This is a genomic window from Ruegeria atlantica, from assembly GCF_013032455.1.
GTDB lineage: Bacteria > Pseudomonadota > Alphaproteobacteria > Rhodobacterales > Rhodobacteraceae > Ruegeria > Ruegeria atlantica_B.
Genome location: NZ_WQCF01000007.1, coordinates 42,609 through 61,416, shown reverse-complemented (window position 1 = coordinate 61,416; position 18,808 = coordinate 42,609). Strand labels below are relative to the sequence as shown.

15 protein-coding genes are annotated in these 18,808 nt (G+C 58.1%); 8 read left to right on the top strand and 7 right to left on the bottom strand.

Features of this window, described 5'->3' with window-relative positions:
• Nucleotides 1-25: 25 nt before the first annotated feature.
• Entirely contained in the window at nt 26-1,213 is a 1,188-nt protein-coding gene (locus GOW93_RS13160) for a benzoate/H(+) symporter BenE family transporter (RefSeq protein WP_368039673.1), read from the bottom strand.
• A 116-nt stretch (nt 1,214-1,329) separates the two neighbouring features.
• Entirely contained in the window at nt 1,330-4,485 is a 3,156-nt protein-coding gene (locus GOW93_RS13155) for a valine--tRNA ligase (RefSeq protein WP_170384878.1), read from the bottom strand.
• 138 nt (nt 4,486-4,623) lie between these two features.
• On the opposite strand from GOW93_RS13155, the gene GOW93_RS13150 reads away from it, so the two are divergent.
• Complete coding sequence (locus GOW93_RS13150; protein ID WP_170384874.1) at nt 4,624-6,915, top strand: xanthine dehydrogenase family protein molybdopterin-binding subunit; 2,292 nt, start codon at nt 4,624-4,626, stop codon at nt 6,913-6,915.
• Nucleotides 6,893-7,969 (top strand): DUF2235 domain-containing protein, encoded by a 1,077-nt coding sequence (locus GOW93_RS13145; RefSeq protein WP_170384871.1) that lies wholly within the window; start codon nt 6,893-6,895, stop codon nt 7,967-7,969. Before GOW93_RS13150 ends, GOW93_RS13145 begins: the two co-directional genes overlap by 23 nt.
• Before the next feature lie 446 nt (nt 7,970-8,415).
• On the opposite strand, the gene GOW93_RS13135 is transcribed toward GOW93_RS13145, so the two are convergent.
• On the bottom strand, nt 8,416-8,991 hold the full coding sequence (locus tag GOW93_RS13135) for a GcrA family cell cycle regulator (protein ID WP_170385415.1): 576 nt from the start codon (nt 8,989-8,991) through the stop codon (nt 8,416-8,418).
• 126 nt (nt 8,992-9,117) lie between these two features.
• Here GOW93_RS13135 and GOW93_RS13130 point away from each other — a divergent pair, with 126 nt between their 5' ends.
• The 3 genes from GOW93_RS13130 (at nt 9,118) to argF (ending at nt 12,480) form a co-directional block, all read left to right on the top strand.
• Nucleotides 9,118-9,921, top strand: coding sequence for an ABC transporter permease (locus tag GOW93_RS13130; RefSeq protein WP_170384865.1), 804 nt, complete (start codon nt 9,118-9,120; stop codon nt 9,919-9,921).
• A 369-nt stretch (nt 9,922-10,290) separates the two neighbouring features.
• Nucleotides 10,291-11,478 (top strand): aspartate aminotransferase family protein, encoded by a 1,188-nt coding sequence (locus GOW93_RS13125; protein ID WP_170384862.1) that lies wholly within the window; start codon nt 10,291-10,293, stop codon nt 11,476-11,478.
• A 75-nt stretch (nt 11,479-11,553) separates the two neighbouring features.
• Nucleotides 11,554-12,480, top strand: coding sequence for an ornithine carbamoyltransferase (gene argF / locus GOW93_RS13120; RefSeq protein WP_170384859.1), 927 nt, complete (start codon nt 11,554-11,556; stop codon nt 12,478-12,480).
• Here argF and GOW93_RS13115 read toward each other — a convergent pair.
• A complete protein-coding gene (locus GOW93_RS13115; protein ID WP_170384856.1) occupies nt 12,477-13,052 on the bottom strand; it encodes a ferric reductase-like transmembrane domain-containing protein in 576 nt (191 codons plus the stop codon). The genes argF and GOW93_RS13115 overlap by 4 nt on opposite strands.
• Nucleotides 13,053-13,081: 29 nt before the next feature.
• Nucleotides 13,082-13,561 (bottom strand): twin-arginine translocation pathway signal, encoded by a 480-nt coding sequence (locus GOW93_RS13110; RefSeq protein WP_170384853.1) that lies wholly within the window; start codon nt 13,559-13,561, stop codon nt 13,082-13,084.
• Between the two features lie 149 nt (nt 13,562-13,710).
• Between GOW93_RS13110 and GOW93_RS13105 the strand changes: the two genes are divergently transcribed.
• The 3 genes from GOW93_RS13105 (at nt 13,711) to GOW93_RS13095 (ending at nt 16,678) form a co-directional block, all read left to right on the top strand.
• Nucleotides 13,711-14,544, top strand: coding sequence for a phytanoyl-CoA dioxygenase family protein (locus GOW93_RS13105; protein WP_170384849.1), 834 nt, complete (start codon nt 13,711-13,713; stop codon nt 14,542-14,544).
• Nucleotides 14,545-14,674: 130 nt separating this feature from the next.
• Nucleotides 14,675-15,637: a pirin family protein gene (locus tag GOW93_RS13100; protein ID WP_170384847.1), complete on the top strand. Its 963-nt coding sequence runs from the start codon at nt 14,675-14,677 to the stop codon at nt 15,635-15,637.
• 66 nt (nt 15,638-15,703) lie between these two features.
• A complete protein-coding gene (locus GOW93_RS13095) occupies nt 15,704-16,678 on the top strand; it encodes a 2-dehydropantoate 2-reductase (protein ID WP_170384844.1) in 975 nt (324 codons plus the stop codon).
• Between the two features lie 7 nt (nt 16,679-16,685).
• On the opposite strand, the gene GOW93_RS13090 is transcribed toward GOW93_RS13095, so the two are convergent.
• On the bottom strand, nt 16,686-18,164 hold the full coding sequence (locus GOW93_RS13090) for an inorganic phosphate transporter (protein ID WP_170384841.1): 1,479 nt from the start codon (nt 18,162-18,164) through the stop codon (nt 16,686-16,688).
• Between the two features lie 92 nt (nt 18,165-18,256).
• Nucleotides 18,257-18,715, bottom strand: a complete 459-nt coding sequence (locus GOW93_RS13085; RefSeq protein WP_170384838.1) for an NUDIX hydrolase — start codon at nt 18,713-18,715, stop codon at nt 18,257-18,259.
• Between the last annotated feature and the right edge of the window lie 93 nt (nt 18,716-18,808).

The window sequence follows — 18,808 nt, the reverse complement described above, 5'->3', positions numbered from 1 at the left end:
ATCTCACCCCACCAGTTGTTTAAAGTCACAGGCGGGATCGGTTTGTCACAAGATAGGCCACGCCTCCGGCGAGCAAGCCCCAAACCGCGGCACCCAGGCCAAAAACCGAGATGCCAGAGGCCGTTACGGCAAAGGTCAGAATAGCGGCTTCCCGTTCGGCGGGCACCTCTAGCGCGGCATGGGTGGCGTTGGCCAACACTCCAATCAGTGCGATCCCGGTGAGTGTGCCCATCAACAGCGGGTCGGCATGTACGGCAAACCCGGTGATGGCCACAGCGAAAACGCCGAACAGACAATAGAACACTCCGGCCATCGCGGCTGACCAACATCGTTGGGCCGGATCCGGGTGGCTGTCCTCGTTGGAACACATTGCGGCGGTGATCGCTGCGAGACAGGTGGCAGGTGCACCGAATGGGGCTGACAAAATGCTGGCTGCCCCGACCCAGGAAAACATCCTGCCGGGGGCAGGTGTATATCCAAAGCTGCGCATTACAGCGATGCCAGGAATGTTTTGCGTGGCCATGGTGACAATGAACAACGGGATGCTGATCCCGATGATGGACGCAAGTGAAAAGCTTGGCATCATCCAAACTGGCGCGGCGACCAGATGGGATGGTGTAACCGATGCCTCGCCGGAATTCAGCACGACGACAATGGCTGCCGCGACGACGGCTGTGGGAACAGCGAACAGGCGATTGATCCGCCCCGCGATGAACCATGTCAGGATGACAGGCAAGGCTTGCCATGGCAGGTCAACTGCGGCCCTAAACGGGACAATGCACAAGGGCAGCAGAACCCCTCCTAACATCGCCTGCGCCAAGGTTGTCGGGATGGCCGCAGCCAGCCTTCCCAACGGGCGCCAAAGCCCGGCCAGAACAGTCAGAGCACCCGCACACAGGAATGCGCCTGTTGCCTCGGCAAAGCCTGCCGCGGGCATTGCAGAGGCGGCCAAGAGGGCGACGCCTGGTGTGGACCAGGCAACGCTGATCGGTTGGCGATACCAAAGGCTTAGGCCGATGGCCGTGATCCCCATGGCAATTGCTGCCGACATCAGGCCCGAGGCAGATTCGGCTGGCGATGCGCCCATGGCCGCCAGCCCTTGCAAGACAATGGGGAAAGAACTGAAGAACCCGACAATGGCCACAACCAGCCCGGTCGAGATAGTTTGTATCGGGGGGAATGCGCGCGCCATTTGGACCTCGAGGCTTACCACCCGCACTTGCTAACAAGGGTTTGCATGAATGGACAAGTGTTTTGGGCGCAAAAGAAAACCCCGCCGTTGGATGCGCGGCGGGGTTAGGATTTTGAGTATTTGGGAAAAGATGAAGATCAGGCGATCTCGTCCAACCGAGCAAGCGCCTCGTTGAGTTTTGCTTCTTCTTCTTCGCGGGCTGCGAGATTGGCCTTGGCCTCTTCGACAACTTCTTCGGGGGCCGAGGCCACGAATTTGGGGTTGTTCAGGCGCCCGCGCAGGCCGCCCAGTTCTTTGGCAAGTTTGCTTTTGGCCTTTTCCAACCGTTCCTTTTCAGCGCCGATGTCGATGATGTCGGCCAGCGGCAGACCAAAGGACGCGCCGGGAGCGGCGATCGAGATGGTGCCTTTGGGCAGCTCATCCGATTTGGTCAGGCTGTCGATCCGCGCCAGACGTTTGATCAGCGCCTCGTTGCGGTCCCATGCGGCTTGGCCGTTGGCGTCGATCTCGGTCACCAGCATCGGCACGTAGAGGCCTGCCGGGACGCGCATCTGCGCGCGGGCTGAGCGGGTGTTTTCGATCACGGAGATCACCCAGTTCATCTCACGATCGGCATCGGCATCCACCAGATCAGCGGCGGAGTAGCTCGGCCAGTCAGCGTGGACGATCATCTTTGCGCGGTCGCCAGTCAGGCCCCAGAGTTCCTCAGTGACGAAAGGCATGATCGGGTGCAGCAGGACCATGCACTGATCCAGAACCCAGCGCATGGTCGCGCGGGTTTCAGCCTGCGCTTCGGTGTCATCGCCCTGCAGCAGCGGTTTTGACAGTTCCACGTACCAGTCGCAGACCTTGCCCCAGACAAAGGTGTAGAGCCCGTTGGCCGCGTCGTTGAAACGATAGCTTTCCAGCGCCGCGTCGACCTCTTCCCGCACGCGGGCAGTCTCGCCGATGATCCAGCGGTTGACGGCAGCTTTGGGTTTCAGATCGGCCACGTCCAGTTGTGGGACGGCGTCGGTGAAGACCTCGTTCATCTCGGCAAAACGGACAGCGTTCCACAACTTGGTGCCGAAGTTTCGATAGCCGGTGATGCGTTCCTTGGACAGTTTCAGCACACCGCCAATCGCTGCCATCGAGGCGTTGGTAAAGCGCAGCGCGTCGGCGCCGAATTCATCCACAATGTCCAGCGGGTCGATGACGTTGCCGGTGGTCTTGGACATCTTCTTGCCCTTCTCGTCGCGGACGAGCTGGTGCAGATAGACGGTGTGGAATGGAATCTGATCGACCACAGCCAGTTGCATCATCATCATCCGTGCGACCCAGAAGAACAGGATGTCGAAGCCGGTGATCAGAACGTCCGTGGGGAAGTAGCGCTCCAGCTCCTCGGTCTTGTCGGGCCAGCCCAGCGTGCCGATAGGCCAGAGACCAGACGAGAACCAGGTGTCAAGGACGTCGGGGTCGCGCCAGACTGGATAAACCAGCTTGGTTGGGTCTTGATTAAGCGCATACTGGGCAAGGCTTTCAGCGAACTGATGGATCGCTTCCTGCTTGTCGGCAACTTCAATTACGGTTGCATGGCTCAGCGGGCTGGGAATGTTTGCATTATCGTCGAGGAATTTTTCGGTAACAGCCTCAAGGCTCGAAGCGCATTCCATGACGTTGCCACGGTGCAGCATACCGCCTTCATTCAGCAAGCGGCCCAGTTCGACCAGGTCGAGGTCGCCGTCATTCTCATCGTCGATAAAGTCCTCGGCGGACAAGTCCAGGCCATACCAAACTGGAATCTGATGCCCCCACCACAATTGGCGCGAGATGCACCAGGGCTCGATGTTTTCCAGCCAGTGGTAATAGGTCTTCTCGCCCGACTCGGGGATGATCTTGACCGTGCCGTCCTTGACCGCATCCAGCGCGGGTCCGACGACCTTGGCGGCGTCGACGAACCACTGATCGGTGAACATCGGCTCGATGACAACTTTCGAGCGGTCGCCGAAGGGCTGCATGATCGGTTTGCTTTCGACTAGCGGCACCAGCGCTGCCGGGTCGTCATCTTCGCCCAGTTTGGTGCCCAGAACCGGATTGTCGGCGCGTGTCATAACGGCCAGACCGTCAGCAGTGATCTCTTCCACCACTTTCGCGCGCGCCTCGAACCGGTCGAGCCCGCGTAAGTGATCGGGTACCAGATTGATCGCGTCGATCTCGTTCTCAGTGAATGCGCGCCCACGTGCATATTCCTGCGCTTTGCTTGCCTCGTCGGCATAGGGCGCGCCATCGGCCCGCATCGCGCCTTTGGTGTCCATCAAGCGGTACATCGGAATGCCGCCGCGCTTGGCGACCATGTTGTCGTTGAAGTCATGCGCGCCAGTGATCTTCACCGCACCCGAGCCGAAGTCGGGATCAGGGTAATCGTCCACAATAATCGGAATCTGTCGCCGATGCTCCTTCGGGCCAACCGGGATTTCGCAAAGTTTCCCAACAATTGGCGCGTACCGCTCATCTGATGGATGAACCGCGACCGCGCCGTCACCCAGCATGGTTTCAGGTCGCGTGGTGGCGATTGAAATGTAATCCCGCTCCTCATGGAAGATCACATTACCATCTTCATCTTTTTCCAAATACTCATATGTCTCACCGCCCGCCAACGGGTACTTGAAATGCCACATGTGGCCCGCGACTTCGATATTCTCGACCTCAAGATCGGAAATCGCGGTCTCGAAATGCGGATCCCAGTTGACCAGACGCTTACCGCGATAGATCAGGCCCTTTTCGTACATGTCGACGAAAACCTTGATCACCGCGTCGTGGAAATTGGCCGAGTTCTCATGCCCCGTGCGCGGATCGCGCGGTGCGCCCGCCATGGTGAAGGCATTGCGTGACCAGTCGCAGGAGGAACCTAGACGTTTCAGCTGCTCGATGATCGTGCCGCCGTATTCGCCTTTCCATTCCCAGACCTTGTCCAGAAACGCCTCACGCCCCAGCTCGCGCCGACCGGGCTGCTGGGTGGTGGCCAGCATTTTTTCCACCTGCATCTGCGTTGCGATACCCGCGTGGTCCTGACCGGGCTGCCACAGCGTGTCGAAACCACGCATGCGGTGCCAGCGGATCAGAATATCCTGAAGGGTATTGTTGAACGCGTGGCCCACGTGCAGCGCGCCCGTCACGTTGGGCGGCGGGATCATGATGGTAAAGCTTTCGTCGCGCGATTTGTTTGCGCCTGCCTTGAAGGCTCCGGCCTGTTCCCAGGCCTCATAAATGCGGGCCTCGGCTTCGGCCGCGTTGAATGTCTTTTCCATCGCCATGGGTGCGTCCTGCGTCATCAATCTCGGGTCAGCGCCTGCAATAGCGAATGCGTGCAGGAAGGGGAAGGGTCTGCGCGCACTGGACATGGAACCTGTACAGCCTAAGCTCGGCCCTGACACAGTCCAAAGGATCAGCCCATGGATAAGTTCGGCAAAAGCCAGCCTGTCAAACGGATTGAGGATCAGCGGTTCCTGACCGGGCAGGGGCAGTACATTGACGATGACGTGCCCGGTGATGCCCTGTTTGCGGCGTTTTTCCGAAGCCCGGTGGCGCACGGAAAGATTGCTACGCTGGATCTGGACGCCGCGCGCGAGGCTGATGGGGTGCGGCTGGTCATGGCGTTAGATGATCTGAGCGCGTCAGGTATCGACACTGTATTGAATGCGGCGATTGTTACGAACCGTGATGGTTCGAAAGCTGCCGCGCCTGATCGACATATGCTGGCCAAGGACCGAGTGCGTTTTGTTGGCGAACCTGTGGCTGTCGTGGTCGCTGAAACACAGGCTCAGGCGCGTGATGCCGTTGAATTGATCTGGATGGAAACCAATGACCTGCCCGCCAAGCTGGACTTGGACGCAGGCGGTGAAACGCTGCATGAAGAAGCCCCTGATAACCGAGCATTTGACTGGGGCATGGGCGACGAGACCGCGACCGAGGCCGCATTTCAGGATGCTGTGCATACGGTCGAGCTGAACGTCGCCGACAACCGGGCGATTATTGCGTCGATCGAACCCCGGGGTTGTCGGGCCAGTTGGTCCGACGGGCGCTTGCACGTTGCGTATAGCGGGCAGGGTGTCTGGGCCATGCGCGGGCAGTTGGCGCAAAAGTTAAAGATGGAGGCAGAAGCCATCCGTGTCACCACTCCGGACGTGGGCGGTGGTTTTGGAATGAAGGTGATGCCGTACCCCGAGTATTTCTGTGTCGCCGTGGCCGCGATGAGGCTGGGTCAACCCGTCCACTGGATGTCGGACCGGTCCGAGGCGATGTTGTCCGACCATCACGGCCGCGATCTGACCTCGTTCGCGGAAATGGCTTTTGACGCCGATCACAGGATCACCGCGTATCGTGTGCATAGCAAGGTCAACCTAGGCGCCTACAACAGCCATTTCGGGCAGGCCATCCAAACTGATCTGTTCAGTAAGGTGTTGATGGGCGCTTATGACGTGCAGACCACATATCTGCGCGTCGAGGGTGTCTATACCAACACCACTCAAGTTGACGCCTATCGCGGAGCGGGGCGGCCCGAGGCGATTTATGTGCTTGAACGCATCTTGGACAGGGCAGCGCGTGAACTGGGCGTCGACCCGTGGGAGCTGCGGCGCAAGAACTTCATCCAGCCCGAGGCTTTTCCCTATAAAACCGCGACTGGCGAAACCTATGACGCCGGCGAATTCGACATGGTCCTAACCCGTGCAGGCGAGCAGGTGCAGGGCTTTGCTGATCGTAAGGCCGCAGACGCCAAGCGCGGTCTGATCCGCGGGCAGGGACTTTGTTACTATATTGAAAGTATTCTGGGCGACCCTTCCGAAAACGCAAAGATTGAACTCCGTGAAGATGGCACTGTGAACCTCTATGTGGGGACCCAATCAAACGGGCAGGGGCATGAGACAGCCTATACCCAGTTCCTGTCGGGTCAGATCGGCGTTCCAATGGATCAGATTACCGTTATTCAGGGTGACAGCGATCAGCTACCAAGTGGAGGTGGGACCGGCGGTTCGCGGTCGGTCACGCTGCAAGGCACGGCCACATTGGCCACAATCGACGTCATGATCGCCGCATTCACGCCTTATCTGGCCGGTAAAATGGGGGTGGAGGAAGCTGACGTGAGTTTTGATCACGAAACATTCCGTGCGCCCGGATCGAATCTGACACCAACTTTGATCGAGGCGGCTGAGATGGCCCGTGCCGACGGTCGAACAGATCTTTTGCAGCACGAGGCACACATCACGCTCGAGGCACGTAGCTTCCCCAATGGCGCGCATGTTGCCGAAATCGTTATCGATTCTTACACCGGCGAAACTTGGGTCGACCGTTATACGGTGGTGGATGATTTCGGTAATCTTATCAATCCGATGCTGGCCGCGGGACAGGTACATGGCGGTGTCGCACAAGGTATCGGTCAAGCGTTGAGCGAACACGTTGTACATGATGCGCAGGGGCAACTGCTCACAGCTTCGTTGATGGACTATGCCTTGCCTCGGGCGGTTGAGATACCCATGATTAAGTTTACCTCGGCGCCGGTTCCGTCAACCACTAACCCTTTGGGAATGAAGGGCTGCGGAGAGGCCGGTACCGTCGGCGCGCTGGCCGCTGTGGCGAACGCGGTTCAGGACGCGCTTTGGGATCACGGGGTGCGGCAGGCGGATATGCCTTTCACACCCCACAGAGTATGGGAGTTGCTGACACATGGTTCTGTCGCGGCTGACTAGAAAGGTACTGGGATGGCTCGGACGGCCTTTGCGGTCCGAGCACTCGGCCGAGACGCTGCACCGCGAGCCCGTCAGCCATGTCATTATCCTTGACGGCACCATGTCGACGTTGGAACCGGGCTATGAAACCCATGCGGGCCAGACCTATCGCCTGTGCCGAGAGATGGGCGGCAATGTTTCGGTTTTTTACGAGGCCGGGGTGCAATGGGAAAGTTGGAAATCCTCTCTGGATGTGATGATGGGCCGGGGGATCAACCGGCAAATCCGTCGCGCTTATGGCTATCTTGCGTCGCGCTACAAACCCGGCGACCAAATCTTCTTCGTCGGCTATTCTCGCGGCGCTTACGGAGTGCGCAGCCTTGCCGGGGTGATCGACATGATCGGTTTACTCAAGGCTGAACACGCCACCGAGCGAAATATCAAACAGGCCTATCGTCACTACGAGTGCAATCCCAACGGCTCGGCGGCCCATGACTTTCGTCGTCAGTTTTGCCATGAAGAGATCGCCATCGAGATGATCGGCGTCTGGGATACAGTCAAAGCTCTGGGTCTGCGACTACCCCTGCTGTGGCGCTGGGCCGAGGATAAGCACGCCTTCCACAACCACCAGCTTGGTCCTGTGACGCGCCACGGTTATCACGCCATGGCGTTGGATGAGACCCGCGAAGTGTATGAACCGGTTTTGTGGACGTGTTCACCCGAGTTTAAAGGCCACGTCCAACAGGTCTGGTTTCGCGGCACCCACGGGGATGTCGGTGGGCAGTTGAACGGTTTCGAAGAGGCCCGCCCACTGAGCAATATCTCTCTGATCTGGATGCTAGATAAGGCCGAACTGCACGGCTTGCCGCTGCCCGAAGGCTGGCGCGATCGTTTCCCCACCTCAACCACTGCGCCTTCGGTTGGAACTTGGCGTGGATGGGGCAAGATTTTCCTGTTGCGCAAGCATCGAAAGGTCGGAGGGGACCAGTCCGAACATCTGCACGCTTCTGTTTCTGTCGATGATTTGCCAGGCTGGGTGCCTATGCCGGATTTGCCTTCACACCCGGCAGAATAGGTTTATCAATCAGTGTCTGAGGCAGACGGTCGGAATGGGCGCGAAATGCGCTTGAAGTTTCTGTCTGTTAATTTTGTGTTGCGGACGGATCGGGCAGCGCATTAGGCTTGAAACAGCAGTTCTATTGGTCTCGGTACCCGGTTGTGAGGAGTGGGTGCCAACGTTGTCGCGCAGAAGGAAAAGTTTAGAGAAATCTCGCGTGTCCACCGGATAGGGATGTAGGCGTGGCATACCCGCGTGCGTGATCCGAAGTCTCTCCCAATCCGTGACAAGGGCACATGACCCAGATCAGCCAACATCGCATGAGCTACCCGGATATCTCTTACTAGCGTTAGCAATCAAAGGTGTCTTTGGTGAAGTGCTGGCCAGTTTCTGCCAGCACTAACAGGCGTTTTGCCGTGGTTAACCAGGTATCCTCCATCGCGGTCGGATCCTGGCGTAAAGTTTTACCGCCGCCGGTCGCGGCGCGAGCTCATCGGCTGGAATGCCACGCCAACATGGGCCTCGCAATAAGGTTTACCGGCTTCAACAGGCAGCCCGCAGAACCAGAAATCCTCGGTTGCGGGGTCGCCCACGGGCCATTTGCAGGTTTTCTCGGTCAGTTCCATCAGCGTCAGCTTCTTGGCTTTCTTTTCAACCTCGTTGACCTTGGCCAACGCCTCGGGGCTGATCTCATTGGCCGACGGCTGTGGCGGCAGTGGTTGACCGGCCGGGATGATCTGGCGGCGGGCTGGTACGGCAGGTTTCGCCTCGGCCGCAGGGGCTGGGGCCGGACGGGCCGGTTCCGTCTTGGGTGCGGGTTTCGGCTTGGTCTCGGCCTTGGGCGCTGGGGCCGGCTTTTCTTTCGGTTCGGTTTTGGCCGTAGTACCGCCAGTTGCGCGGTTCGACAGGCCCAGACGGTGTACTTTGCCGATCACAGCATTGCGGGTCACGCCGCCCAGTTCCTTGGCGATCTGGCTGGCCGACTGGCCCTCGCCCCACATTTTCTTCAGCAGTTCTACGCGCTCGTCAGTCCAGGACATCATTTGCCTTTCAAAAGCGGAAAGCGGCCCCGGATTCGGGCCGCCTTGGGAATTCGTCTCAGCCCCCTATTCTAATCACTGCGCCCCGAGTTACAAGCTATCTTCGAATCAGGTTGAGGTCAGACGATGCAGATTCCCCTTGAGCAGAACGAACACCGTTTCGGAGCGGTAAACTGGATGGGCCTTTACACGCTGGCACAGCGTGAAACCCTGCGCTTTCTGGCGGTTTGGACCCAGACATTATTGGCACCGCTGGTCACAGCCGGGCTGTTTCTGCTGATCTTCAATATCGCTATCGGGCCAAGCCGGTCAGACGTGATGGGGGTGCCGTTCCTGACTTTCCTGGCGCCGGGAATCATGATGATGACCGTAATCCAGAATGCCTTTGCCAACACGTCATCCTCGATGGTGATCGCGAAGGTGCAGGGCAACATCGTCGATACGCTGATGCCGCCGCTATCGCCGTTAGAGATCCTGCTGGGTTATTTGGCTGGGGGCATCATACGTGGCGCCATGATTGCCTGTGTTGTTGCCATTGCCCTGGTGTTGGTGTTGGGGCTGGTGCCTCAGAACCCCTTGATTGCGCTGATTTTCATCGTTCTGGGTGGCGCTTTCATGGGAGTATTGGGTCTGTTGGCCGGGATCTTCGCAAACAAATTCGACCAAATGGCGGCGATCACCAATTTTATTGTCACACCGCTGGCCTTCCTTTCGGGTACCTTCTACTCGGTCGAATCGCTTCCACCTATTCTCAACCGCCTCAGCCATGTAAACCCGGTGTTCTATCTGATCGACGGGCTGCGCTTTGGTATGATTGGCGTGTCGGACAGTTCGCCGTGGTTGGGCATGGCGGTCTGCGCGGGGGCAACGCTGGTCGTGGGTGCGGTGACTTGGCAGATGTTGCGGACGGGATATCGGCTTAAAGCCTGACGCTGGTGTCTGACAAGAAAGAACATGCTTGTCAGGATGACCGGCAAGGGTGGAGAATTAGCGTATGGGCGTCATGGCACAAGCTATGTGTCAGTACACTGTAAAGGGTTGGCGGTAGATGTTGCTTTTCAGAGCGGTAAACTCAATATGTAAATTTCAGGGTTTTCAGAGGCGACGCGTGTCGCTATACGCCCTCGCATGATCAAACACGCACATATCCTGCGCCTCCGACGTCGACGGTTTACCGCGTAACCGGCCCGTTTGATCTATTGCGCGCTGTAAATCCGCGCAAACTCCACCAAATCTGTTGACGAACATGGGCCATGTGTATCACTCACAGGGCTTAACTTATCTGAAAAGGATGATCCGATGATCCCGTCCGTTCTGCCGACCTATAATCGCGCGCCCCTTACATTCGTGAAGGGTGAAGGCGCCTGGCTGACCGAGGCGGATGGCCGACGTTTTCTGGACCTCGGTGCCGGCATCGCGGTGAATGCACTGGGCCATGCACACCCTGCGCTGGTCAATGCGCTGACCGAGCAGGCCCACGCGCTGTGGCATGTTTCGAACCTGTACCACATCCCACAGCAGCAGGCGCTGGCTGACAAGCTGGTGGAACACACCTTTGCCGACACCGTGTTTTTTACAAACTCCGGCACGGAATCCTGCGAGCTGGCCGTTAAAATGGCCCGCAAGTATTTCTATGACAAAGAGCAGCCCGAGCGGGTTGAAATCATCACCTTTGATGGTTCATTCCACGGACGGTCCTCTGCCGGTATAGCCGCAGCGGGATCCGAAAAGATGACCAAGGGATTCGGCCCTTTGCTGCCTGGTTTCGTGCACGTCACCTTCGGTGATCTCGACGGTGTCACCAACGCCATTACTGATAAAACCGCTGCAATCCTGATCGAGCCTGTGCAGGGCGAGGGGGGGATCCGCCCCGTGCCGGACGCTGAAATGAAGGCATTGCGTCAAATCTGCGACGAACATGGCTTGTTGTTGATCCTAGACGAAGTGCAATGCGGAGTCGGTCGGACAGGCAAACTGTTTGCCCATGAATGGGCGGGTATCGCGCCCGATATCATGATGGTCGCAAAAGGCATCGGCGGAGGTTTCCCATTGGGTGCGGTGCTGGCCACCGAAGACGCGGCCTCTGGCATGACCGCTGGCACGCATGGGTCGACATACGGAGGCAACCCACTGGGTTGCGCAGTAGGATGTGCCGTGATTGATCAGGTTGCCACGCCTGCATTCCTCGAGGGTGTCAACCGCAAGGCAGGGTTGTTGCGCCAAAAGCTCGAGGGCCTGATTGCCGATCATCCTGAGGTGTTCGAAGAAGTGCGCGGCACAGGCCTGATGCTGGGCCTGAAATGCAAGGCGACCAATACCGATGTGGTCAACGCGGGCTATGACAACGAGGTCATCACCGTCCCCGCAGCAGATAACGTCATCCGCCTGCTGCCGCCCCTGACATTGACCGAGGATGACATTGCCCAGGCCATGATCCGCCTCGACAAGGCCGCAGGACAGGTCGAGGCCAGCCTCGAATCCGCTTAATCTTCATCTTTTCCCAAATACTCCCGGGGTCCGGGGGCAGCGCCCCCGGCGACCGACAGCCAAAAGCGAAACGATATGAACCATTTCCTTGATATTCACAAAACCGACGCAGATGACCTGCGGACCATGATCGACCAGGCCGGTGCGATGAAACAGGCCCGTCTTGGACGTCCCAAGGCCGCTCTGGATGATGACCAACCACTCAAAGACCGAATGGTGGCATTGATCTTTGAAAAGCCATCGACCCGGACGCGTGTGTCTTTTGATGTAGGCGTGCGTCAGATGGGTGGCCAGACCATGGTGCTGTCGGGCAAGGATATGCAACTGGGTCACGGCGAAACCATTGCCGACACCGCCCGTGTGCTGTCGCGCTATGTCGACATGATCATGATCCGGACCTTCGACGAAACCATCCTGACCGAGATGGCCGAATATTCCGACGTGCCGGTGATCAACGGCCTGACCGACCGCACCCATCCCTGCCAGATCATGGCCGATGTCCTGACCTTCGAAGAACATCGCGGGCCGATCAAAGGTAAAAAGGTTGTCTGGACTGGCGACGGCAACAACGTGTGCGCGTCTTTCCTGCATGCGGCGGGCCAGTTCGGGTTCGACCTGACCTTCACTGGACCAGCCCAATTCGATCCCGAGGAAGAGTTTATGGGCTTTGCCCGCCAGAAGGGCTCGAAGATCGTGGTTGAGCGTGATCCCTTCAAAGCGGTTGAAGGTGCCGATCTCGTGGTCGCTGACACCTGGGTTTCAATGCACGATTCCCAATCCGCAAAGGAACGTCGCCACAACCTGCTGCGGCCTTATCAGGTGAATGCCGAGCTGATGTCTCATGCCAAAGCGGACACTCTGTTCATGCACTGCCTGCCTGCGCATCGCGAGGAAGAGGCGACATCCGAAGTGATGGATGGTCCGAACTCGGTGATTTTTGACGAGGCTGAAAACCGGCTGCATGCCCAAAAGGCAGTGATGCGGTGGTGCCTGGGCGTCTAACTGCGGCGTCGGGTATCCCATACGCGCAATCTGGCGAGCGTCCGGGCGCTCGCCGACAAAACCAGTACGCACAAAGCGGTTTTGGTCATAATCTCCATCGTGCCTTCGATCAGCATGGCGTGCACAACGCTGCCGATGATAGTCACAGTGGCCAGCCCTGTATGTCCCAGCCTCCAAACCCGGTAGCGCAGGGTAAATCGCTGCCTGAACACTCCCAGCAAGGCGGCCGCAAAGGCAGCCCACATCGCAACAACGCCCCAGGCAGAAAACGGGGTGGGTGAAACAAAAAACAGAGCATCCACCACATCAGGAGGGCTGGTGACCCACAACCCGCCTACGTGGATCAGAACGGCCGCAACCAAAGTGACACCAACCCAGCGATGCCATCGCCGGCTGATCATTGGCGACAGACCGGGCAAGACGCGGCCCGCCAGCAATGGTTGCAGCAACAAAAGTCCCATGCTCATGACGCCGGCGAACCCGGCGAGGATGTACACCGGGTCGCGCCATGCCAAAAGGGGGCTGTTCGCTGCGGCAATCAGAGGCACAGCCAGTATGGCGATTAGGGCCATCCAGATTATCTGGGTTCGGTTCACGAACTTTAGACGGGCTGCAAAACGAAATGCGCAGCGAGGGTCTTGTCCTTGGAACTCGCCATGATCGGTCGCAGGAAGACAGTTTCGAATTCCCCGCTGTCATAGGCCAGATGGCCATGGGGTTGGCCGAAGGCGGGCACGATCTGAGGCATCTCCAGTCGAAATTCACCGTTCGCATCGGTTAGAGTCGCGCCGTGGCTCTGGGGGTCGCGTTCGTGACCTTCGGTGGTGTGCGCCCAAATCTGTATGCGCTGACCGGGAAGGGGCGCGCCATCGCCCGCGCGCCTTACCGTGCCGGTCATCCAGAACCCACCGCCGCCAATCTGTTCAACGATAGGCGCGCCGGGGCGGTAATTGTTAGATCCGCCGCGCATGGAAGGGGTTGGCGCCACCCCGGCTGCACGTGCAGGCAGCAGCAGGCCAGTGACGATAACTGCGCCTCCGCCAGCGATAAGTGAACGGCGAGTAAACGATGAACCAGTCATGCAAACCTCGTAAGATTTCAACTGTTCTAGAAGAATAGCACGATTGCCTTTCATTCCGAGGGGCCGTTGCGAAATGTGAATTCCTTTGACCATAAGGCCGCCGGCTGTAATCCTGATCGCAGGATGCACTTGAGTGAAAGGCCAGTTATATGACGCCGACCGACAGCATTACGCCAGACGAAATCGAAGCGTTCCGGCGTGACGGCGCGGTTGTACTGAGGTCAAAGTTTTCGAACTATTGGCTCGAGTTGTTACGGGCGGGTATCGACGCCGACCTTGCGAAGCCGACTGCCAATTTTACCCGCCATACCAAGGATTTGCGGGCGCCCGCCTATTTTGAGGACTATTGGGCCTGGAACAAGATTCCTCAGTTCAGGGAATTCGTCCACAATTCCCCGTGTGCGTCCCTTGCCGCGCAGCTTCTGGATGCACCCTCGATCAACCTTGTCATGGACAATTGGTTCTTACGAGAGGCGGGTTCGACCTCGCGCCCGCCGTTTCATCAGGACCTGTCCTATTTTGATTTCGAGGGAACGATGTGCGTTCTATGGCTGCCGTTGGAGCCCGTGACCAAGGAAAGCGGTATCGCTTTCGTTAAAGGTTCGCACCTTTGGGACAAGCTGTTCATGCGAGTCCGGTTTGCCGACGGGCACCCCAGCTATGAACCGACCGAGGTTGCGGGGCTAACCTATCACCCACCCCCTGATATCAATGCCGACCCCGGTGCTTATGACCTGTTGCAATGGGATATGGAGCTTGGGGACTGCATCTTTTTCGACATGCGAACGTTGCACGGAGGCCTGTCCTCGGTCACGCCGTCAGAAACGGTGCGTCGGTTCACGCTACGGATGACGGCCCCGGACGGCGTCATCCGCTATCGCGGCGATTGGGCAAAGGACGAACGCGCGCAGTTCGAGGCGGCCGGTTACCGCGAAGGAGACCGGATCGATGGGCCGTTCTTCCCTCAACTCTGGCCGCGATAAGGCAACGTGTAGAGCGTGACATCTACGTTGATCCGCACTTTATCTGTGTGAAATTGCGCATACCAATGGTGTAAAACGCCCTATATCCTGCATTGGTGAACCTAATCGCCTTGATCGCAGGAGCGCAGCAATGAGTTGGAATCCGACCCACAGCCCCGAATGTCTGTCCGAGAATGCGTCTTTGGAGACATTGATTATCCCCCGTGCACGCGATTTGGGCGGGTTTGAGGTGCGGCGGGCATTGCCCTCGGTAAAACGTCAACTGGTCGGGCCGTTCATCTTCTTTGATCAGATGGGTCCGGCCGAGTTCATCACCGACGGCGGCATTGATGTTCGCCCTCATCCGCATATCGGCCTTGGAACTGTGACCTATCTTTATCAGGGAGAATTTGAACATCGCGACAGTCTGGGCACCCACCAGATGATTTATCCCGGCGAGATTAACTGGATGGTCGCCGGCCGAGGTGTCACCCACTCTGAGCGCACCAGCGACGAGACGCGCGGCAAGAAACACAGCTTGTTCGGCATCCAGACCTGGATCGCGCTGCCCGAAGCGCATGAGGATATGGCGCCGAATTTCGAGCATCACAAGCAGGGTGCGTTGCCGCATATTCAGGATCACGGTGTCAGTGCTCGCCTGATCCTCGGCACCGCTTATGGCGAGACCAGCCCGGTCACGATGTTGTCGGAAACCTTCTATCTTGATGTGCAACTGGATCCCGGCGCGTCCTTTCCATTACCGGATGATCATGAGGACCGGGGCGTCTACGTCACTCAGGGCTCTGTTGAGGTGGCGGGCGATACGTTCGAAGAAGGTCGGATGATGGTGTTCCGCCCCGGCGATCACTTGTCGGTCAAGGCTGGGCCACTTGGTGCGCGGTTGATGCTGTTGGGTGGCGCGACGCTGAATGAGGATCGGTATATCTGGTGGAACTTTGTTTCCTCGTCAAAAGAAAAGATCGAGACCGCAACGCGTGAATGGAAAACCGCTGACTGGGCAAATGGCGCATTTCACCTTCCACCTGGGGACGATCAGGAATTCATCCCGATCTCGGAGGAGTTCGAGCGTACCAAACCACGACTTGCGCGCTGACCACGCGTAAGGGGGCCTTGCCCGCGTTCCTGATCCCGGCGATCCTTTGTGTCGGAGTGGCGTACAATGAAGATCGTGATTGCGGGCGCAGGTAGTATTGGGTGTTATTGCGGCAGTTTGCTGGCTGATGCAGGGCATGACGTCACGCTGTTGGGCCGCGCACGCATACTGGAACCAATCCGAGATAAGGGCCTGACAGTCACTGATTATTCGGGCATGCGACGCCGCGTCGAGGCGCGGGATTTGACCCTGACCGAGGATGCAAAGTGTCTGAGTGGCGCCGAGATAGTGATCGTGACAGTCAAGGCTGGGGCAACTGCAGAGATAGCCTCTGAAACTGCGCAATTCACACCAGCCTCAACCCCGGTTCTGTCGCGGCAGAACGGCATGGGCAATGCGCGGATTTTGCGTTCGGTTCTGTCGGGCTATGACGTGCGTGCCGGAATGGTGCCGTTCAATGTTGTTCCCACCGAACCGGCCAGCTTTCATAGGGCCACGTCGGGTGAGATCGTCATTCAAAATGGACCCGGCTCTTTGGGCGAAAAGCTCAGTTGTCCTCTTCTGCCAGTCATCGAAAGCGGCGATATCGATGCTGTGCAGTGGGGTAAGCTGGTGATCAATCTCAACAACGCCTTGAACGCCTTGTCAGGTCTGACGTTGAAAGAGCAACTTCTGGATCGTCAGTGGCGTTGCCTGATGGCTGATCAGATGGCCGAGGCGTTGGCTGTTCTCAAGGCAGCGGGTCATCCGGTGGCATCGACCACGCCGTTGCCTGCGTGGATGACGCCGTATACCTTGCGCCTCCCGACACCGATTTTTATTCGCATCGCTGCACGTATGTTGACCATCGACCCCAGCGCGCGAACCTCGATGGCTTATGATCTGATGGCGGGTCGTCCAACGGAAATAGACGATCTTCAGGGAGAGATTATCCGCCTTGGCGCGCAAACCGGTGTGCCAACCCCGATTTGCGGTCAAGTGCGAACTCTGATCAAGCTGGCACCAGCAGATAAGCTGCTGCCCGGGCAGATCATGCCCTAATGCCTTCTCAGACGAAGGCTGTCAGGAAAATGAAAATCGTTGCCGACATGACCGCAGCTGCGGGAACGGTGACAATCCACGCCGCCACGATGGTCATGAAATGCGAGCGACGTACCAACTTGCGGCGCTGATGCTCTTCGCGGGCGAGTCGTTGTTCAACCGGGCGCTGCCGGTTCGATTTTTTCCAGCGGCGGTCAGAGTGCCATTCCCGATAGAACCCAACCCCGAATACGGCCCCCACGGCGATATGCGTCGAACTGACCGGCAAGCCCAGCCAGCTGGCTACGATGACAGTGATGGCTGCCGACAAAGCGACGCAAAAGGCGCGTATTGGGTTCAGCTTGGTAATCTGGCTGCCGACCATACGGATCAGTTTTGGGCCAAACAGGAACAGGCCGAAGGAAATGCCAAAAGCTCCGATCACCATGACCCAGCTTGGGATCGACACCTTCGCAGCAAAATCGCCGAACTCTGCTGCGTGTACGATCGCGGCCAGAGGACCCACGGCGTTCGCGACGTCATTGGCACCGTGTGCGAAGCTGAGGAAGGTGGCCGAGATGACAAGCGGCAGACCGAACAGGGCTTTCACGGATTTCGTGCGGTTTTCCATTCCTTCCGACTTGCGCCGTACCCAAGGCACCGTCACGGACCAGACCAGAAGACCCGAGGCAAAACCGATCAAAAGCGCCGTTTCAAGTTCGATCTTCACGATCCGTTTCAGGCCTTTGACGGACAGATAGGTGGCAAAAGCCGCCATCATCACAGCAACGAGGATCGGAACCCAGCGACGGGCAGCTGCGATTTTGTCGTCCTGATACTGAATTTTGTTTTTTATCAGCGCCAGAAAACCGGCGGCAATCAGACCACCCAGAACCGGCGAGATCACCCAGCTGGCGGCAATCGCACTCATGGTGCCCCAACTAACGGCACTCAGACCCGCTGCTGCAATGCCCGCACCCATCACACCGCCTACCACGGAATGTGTGGTGGATACCGGGGCACCCACCCAGGTTGCAAGATTGACCCACATCGCCGATGAGATCAGAGCAGCCATCATCGCCCAGATGAAGACGTTGTTGTCCTGAACCGAGGCAGGGTCGATGATCCCTTTGGAAATTGTGGAAACGACATCCCCACCGGCCAGCAAAGCCCCGGCGCTTTCGGCTATGGCGGCGATCACAATGGCACCGCCCATGGTCAACGCGTTGGCGCCCACGGCGGGTCCCATGTTGTTCGCTACGTCATTGGCACCGATATTGATGGCCATATAGGCCCCGAAAACCGCCGCAGCGACGACGATCAGGCCACCATCTGCTTGCCCAAAGAACAAAGCTGATGACAATCCAGCCAGCGCAATAAAGGCCAGCGCGATACCGGGGGCCAGCATCGGACGTGCAACGTGGGCATTGGCATTTTCAACGCGCGAGATGCGTTTCAGATCGCTGTCCAGCGCCTGCCAGCGGTTCTTTGTGGTCATGTTCGGCATGGTTTGCTCAAGAGGCTTTGGGATTGACGCAGGGCGCTAGACGGTTTCGTCCTTCTGGACAACCGCAATGACATCAATTTTTTGCGAATTTGTTACATTTGCAGCAGCAAATCGCTCAGTTCCGGCTCGTTGACACGCTCCGCCGCGGTTGCGGGAGATACCCAGACCCGTTTGCGTTTACCCGCTTCTGGGAAATCGTCCGCAAGCTCTCGAACTTCGACTCGATAAACACTGGTCAGCACCGGTTGGGCCGAGCCGTCTTTCATGATTTTATCGTAGGTGAAATGTCCGACCGGTTCCTTGGCGGGGCTAGGCGCGCGTACGCCCGCCTCTTCCCAGGCTTCCTGCAACGCGGTTTCTGCCCCGTCCTTACCTTCAATCGGCCAGCCTTTGGGAATGATCCAACGGCCCGTGTCGCGGCTGGTGATCAGCAGGACCTCTGGTCCCTCTAGGGTGGCACGCGTGCACAGCGCTGCGAACTGCACCCGCCGAGGGCGCAGGAAAATGGGTCGTGCGACCTCTTCCCAGATTTTTCGCAGCCATGCCGACATCGTCGATTGGTTCTTTACTTTTCGTGTCTGAAACTGCCGTGACATAGCAGTGAAGCTCGGTGGTTTCAATAATGCTTAAAATAGATGCAACTT

Excerpts from the sequence above, each read along its gene's own strand:
- GOW93_RS13115 (WP_170384856.1), bottom strand. The coding sequence starts at position 13,052 with ATGGCCCTAATCGCCATACTGGCTGTGCCTCTGATTGCCGCAGCGAAC.
- GOW93_RS13125 (WP_170384862.1), top strand. The coding sequence starts at position 10,291 with ATGATCCCGTCCGTTCTGCCGACCTATAATCGCGCGCCCCTTACATTC.
- GOW93_RS13110 (WP_170384853.1), bottom strand. The coding sequence starts at position 13,561 with ATGACTGGTTCATCGTTTACTCGCCGTTCACTTATCGCTGGCGGAGGC.
- GOW93_RS13130 (WP_170384865.1), top strand. The coding sequence starts at position 9,118 with ATGCAGATTCCCCTTGAGCAGAACGAACACCGTTTCGGAGCGGTAAAC.
- argF (WP_170384859.1), top strand. The coding sequence starts at position 11,554 with ATGAACCATTTCCTTGATATTCACAAAACCGACGCAGATGACCTGCGG.
- GOW93_RS13135 (WP_170385415.1), bottom strand. The coding sequence starts at position 8,991 with ATGTCCTGGACTGACGAGCGCGTAGAACTGCTGAAGAAAATGTGGGGC.
- GOW93_RS13155 (WP_170384878.1), bottom strand. The coding sequence starts at position 4,485 with ATGGCGATGGAAAAGACATTCAACGCGGCCGAAGCCGAGGCCCGCATT.
- GOW93_RS13145 (WP_170384871.1), top strand. The coding sequence starts at position 6,893 with ATGGTTCTGTCGCGGCTGACTAGAAAGGTACTGGGATGGCTCGGACGG.
- GOW93_RS13100 (WP_170384847.1), top strand. The coding sequence starts at position 14,675 with ATGAGTTGGAATCCGACCCACAGCCCCGAATGTCTGTCCGAGAATGCG.
- GOW93_RS13085 (WP_170384838.1), bottom strand. The coding sequence starts at position 18,715 with ATGTCGGCATGGCTGCGAAAAATCTGGGAAGAGGTCGCACGACCCATT.
- GOW93_RS13095 (WP_170384844.1), top strand. The coding sequence starts at position 15,704 with ATGAAGATCGTGATTGCGGGCGCAGGTAGTATTGGGTGTTATTGCGGC.
- GOW93_RS13150 (WP_170384874.1), top strand. The coding sequence starts at position 4,624 with ATGGATAAGTTCGGCAAAAGCCAGCCTGTCAAACGGATTGAGGATCAG.
- GOW93_RS13090 (WP_170384841.1), bottom strand. The coding sequence starts at position 18,164 with ATGCCGAACATGACCACAAAGAACCGCTGGCAGGCGCTGGACAGCGAT.
- GOW93_RS13105 (WP_170384849.1), top strand. The coding sequence starts at position 13,711 with ATGACGCCGACCGACAGCATTACGCCAGACGAAATCGAAGCGTTCCGG.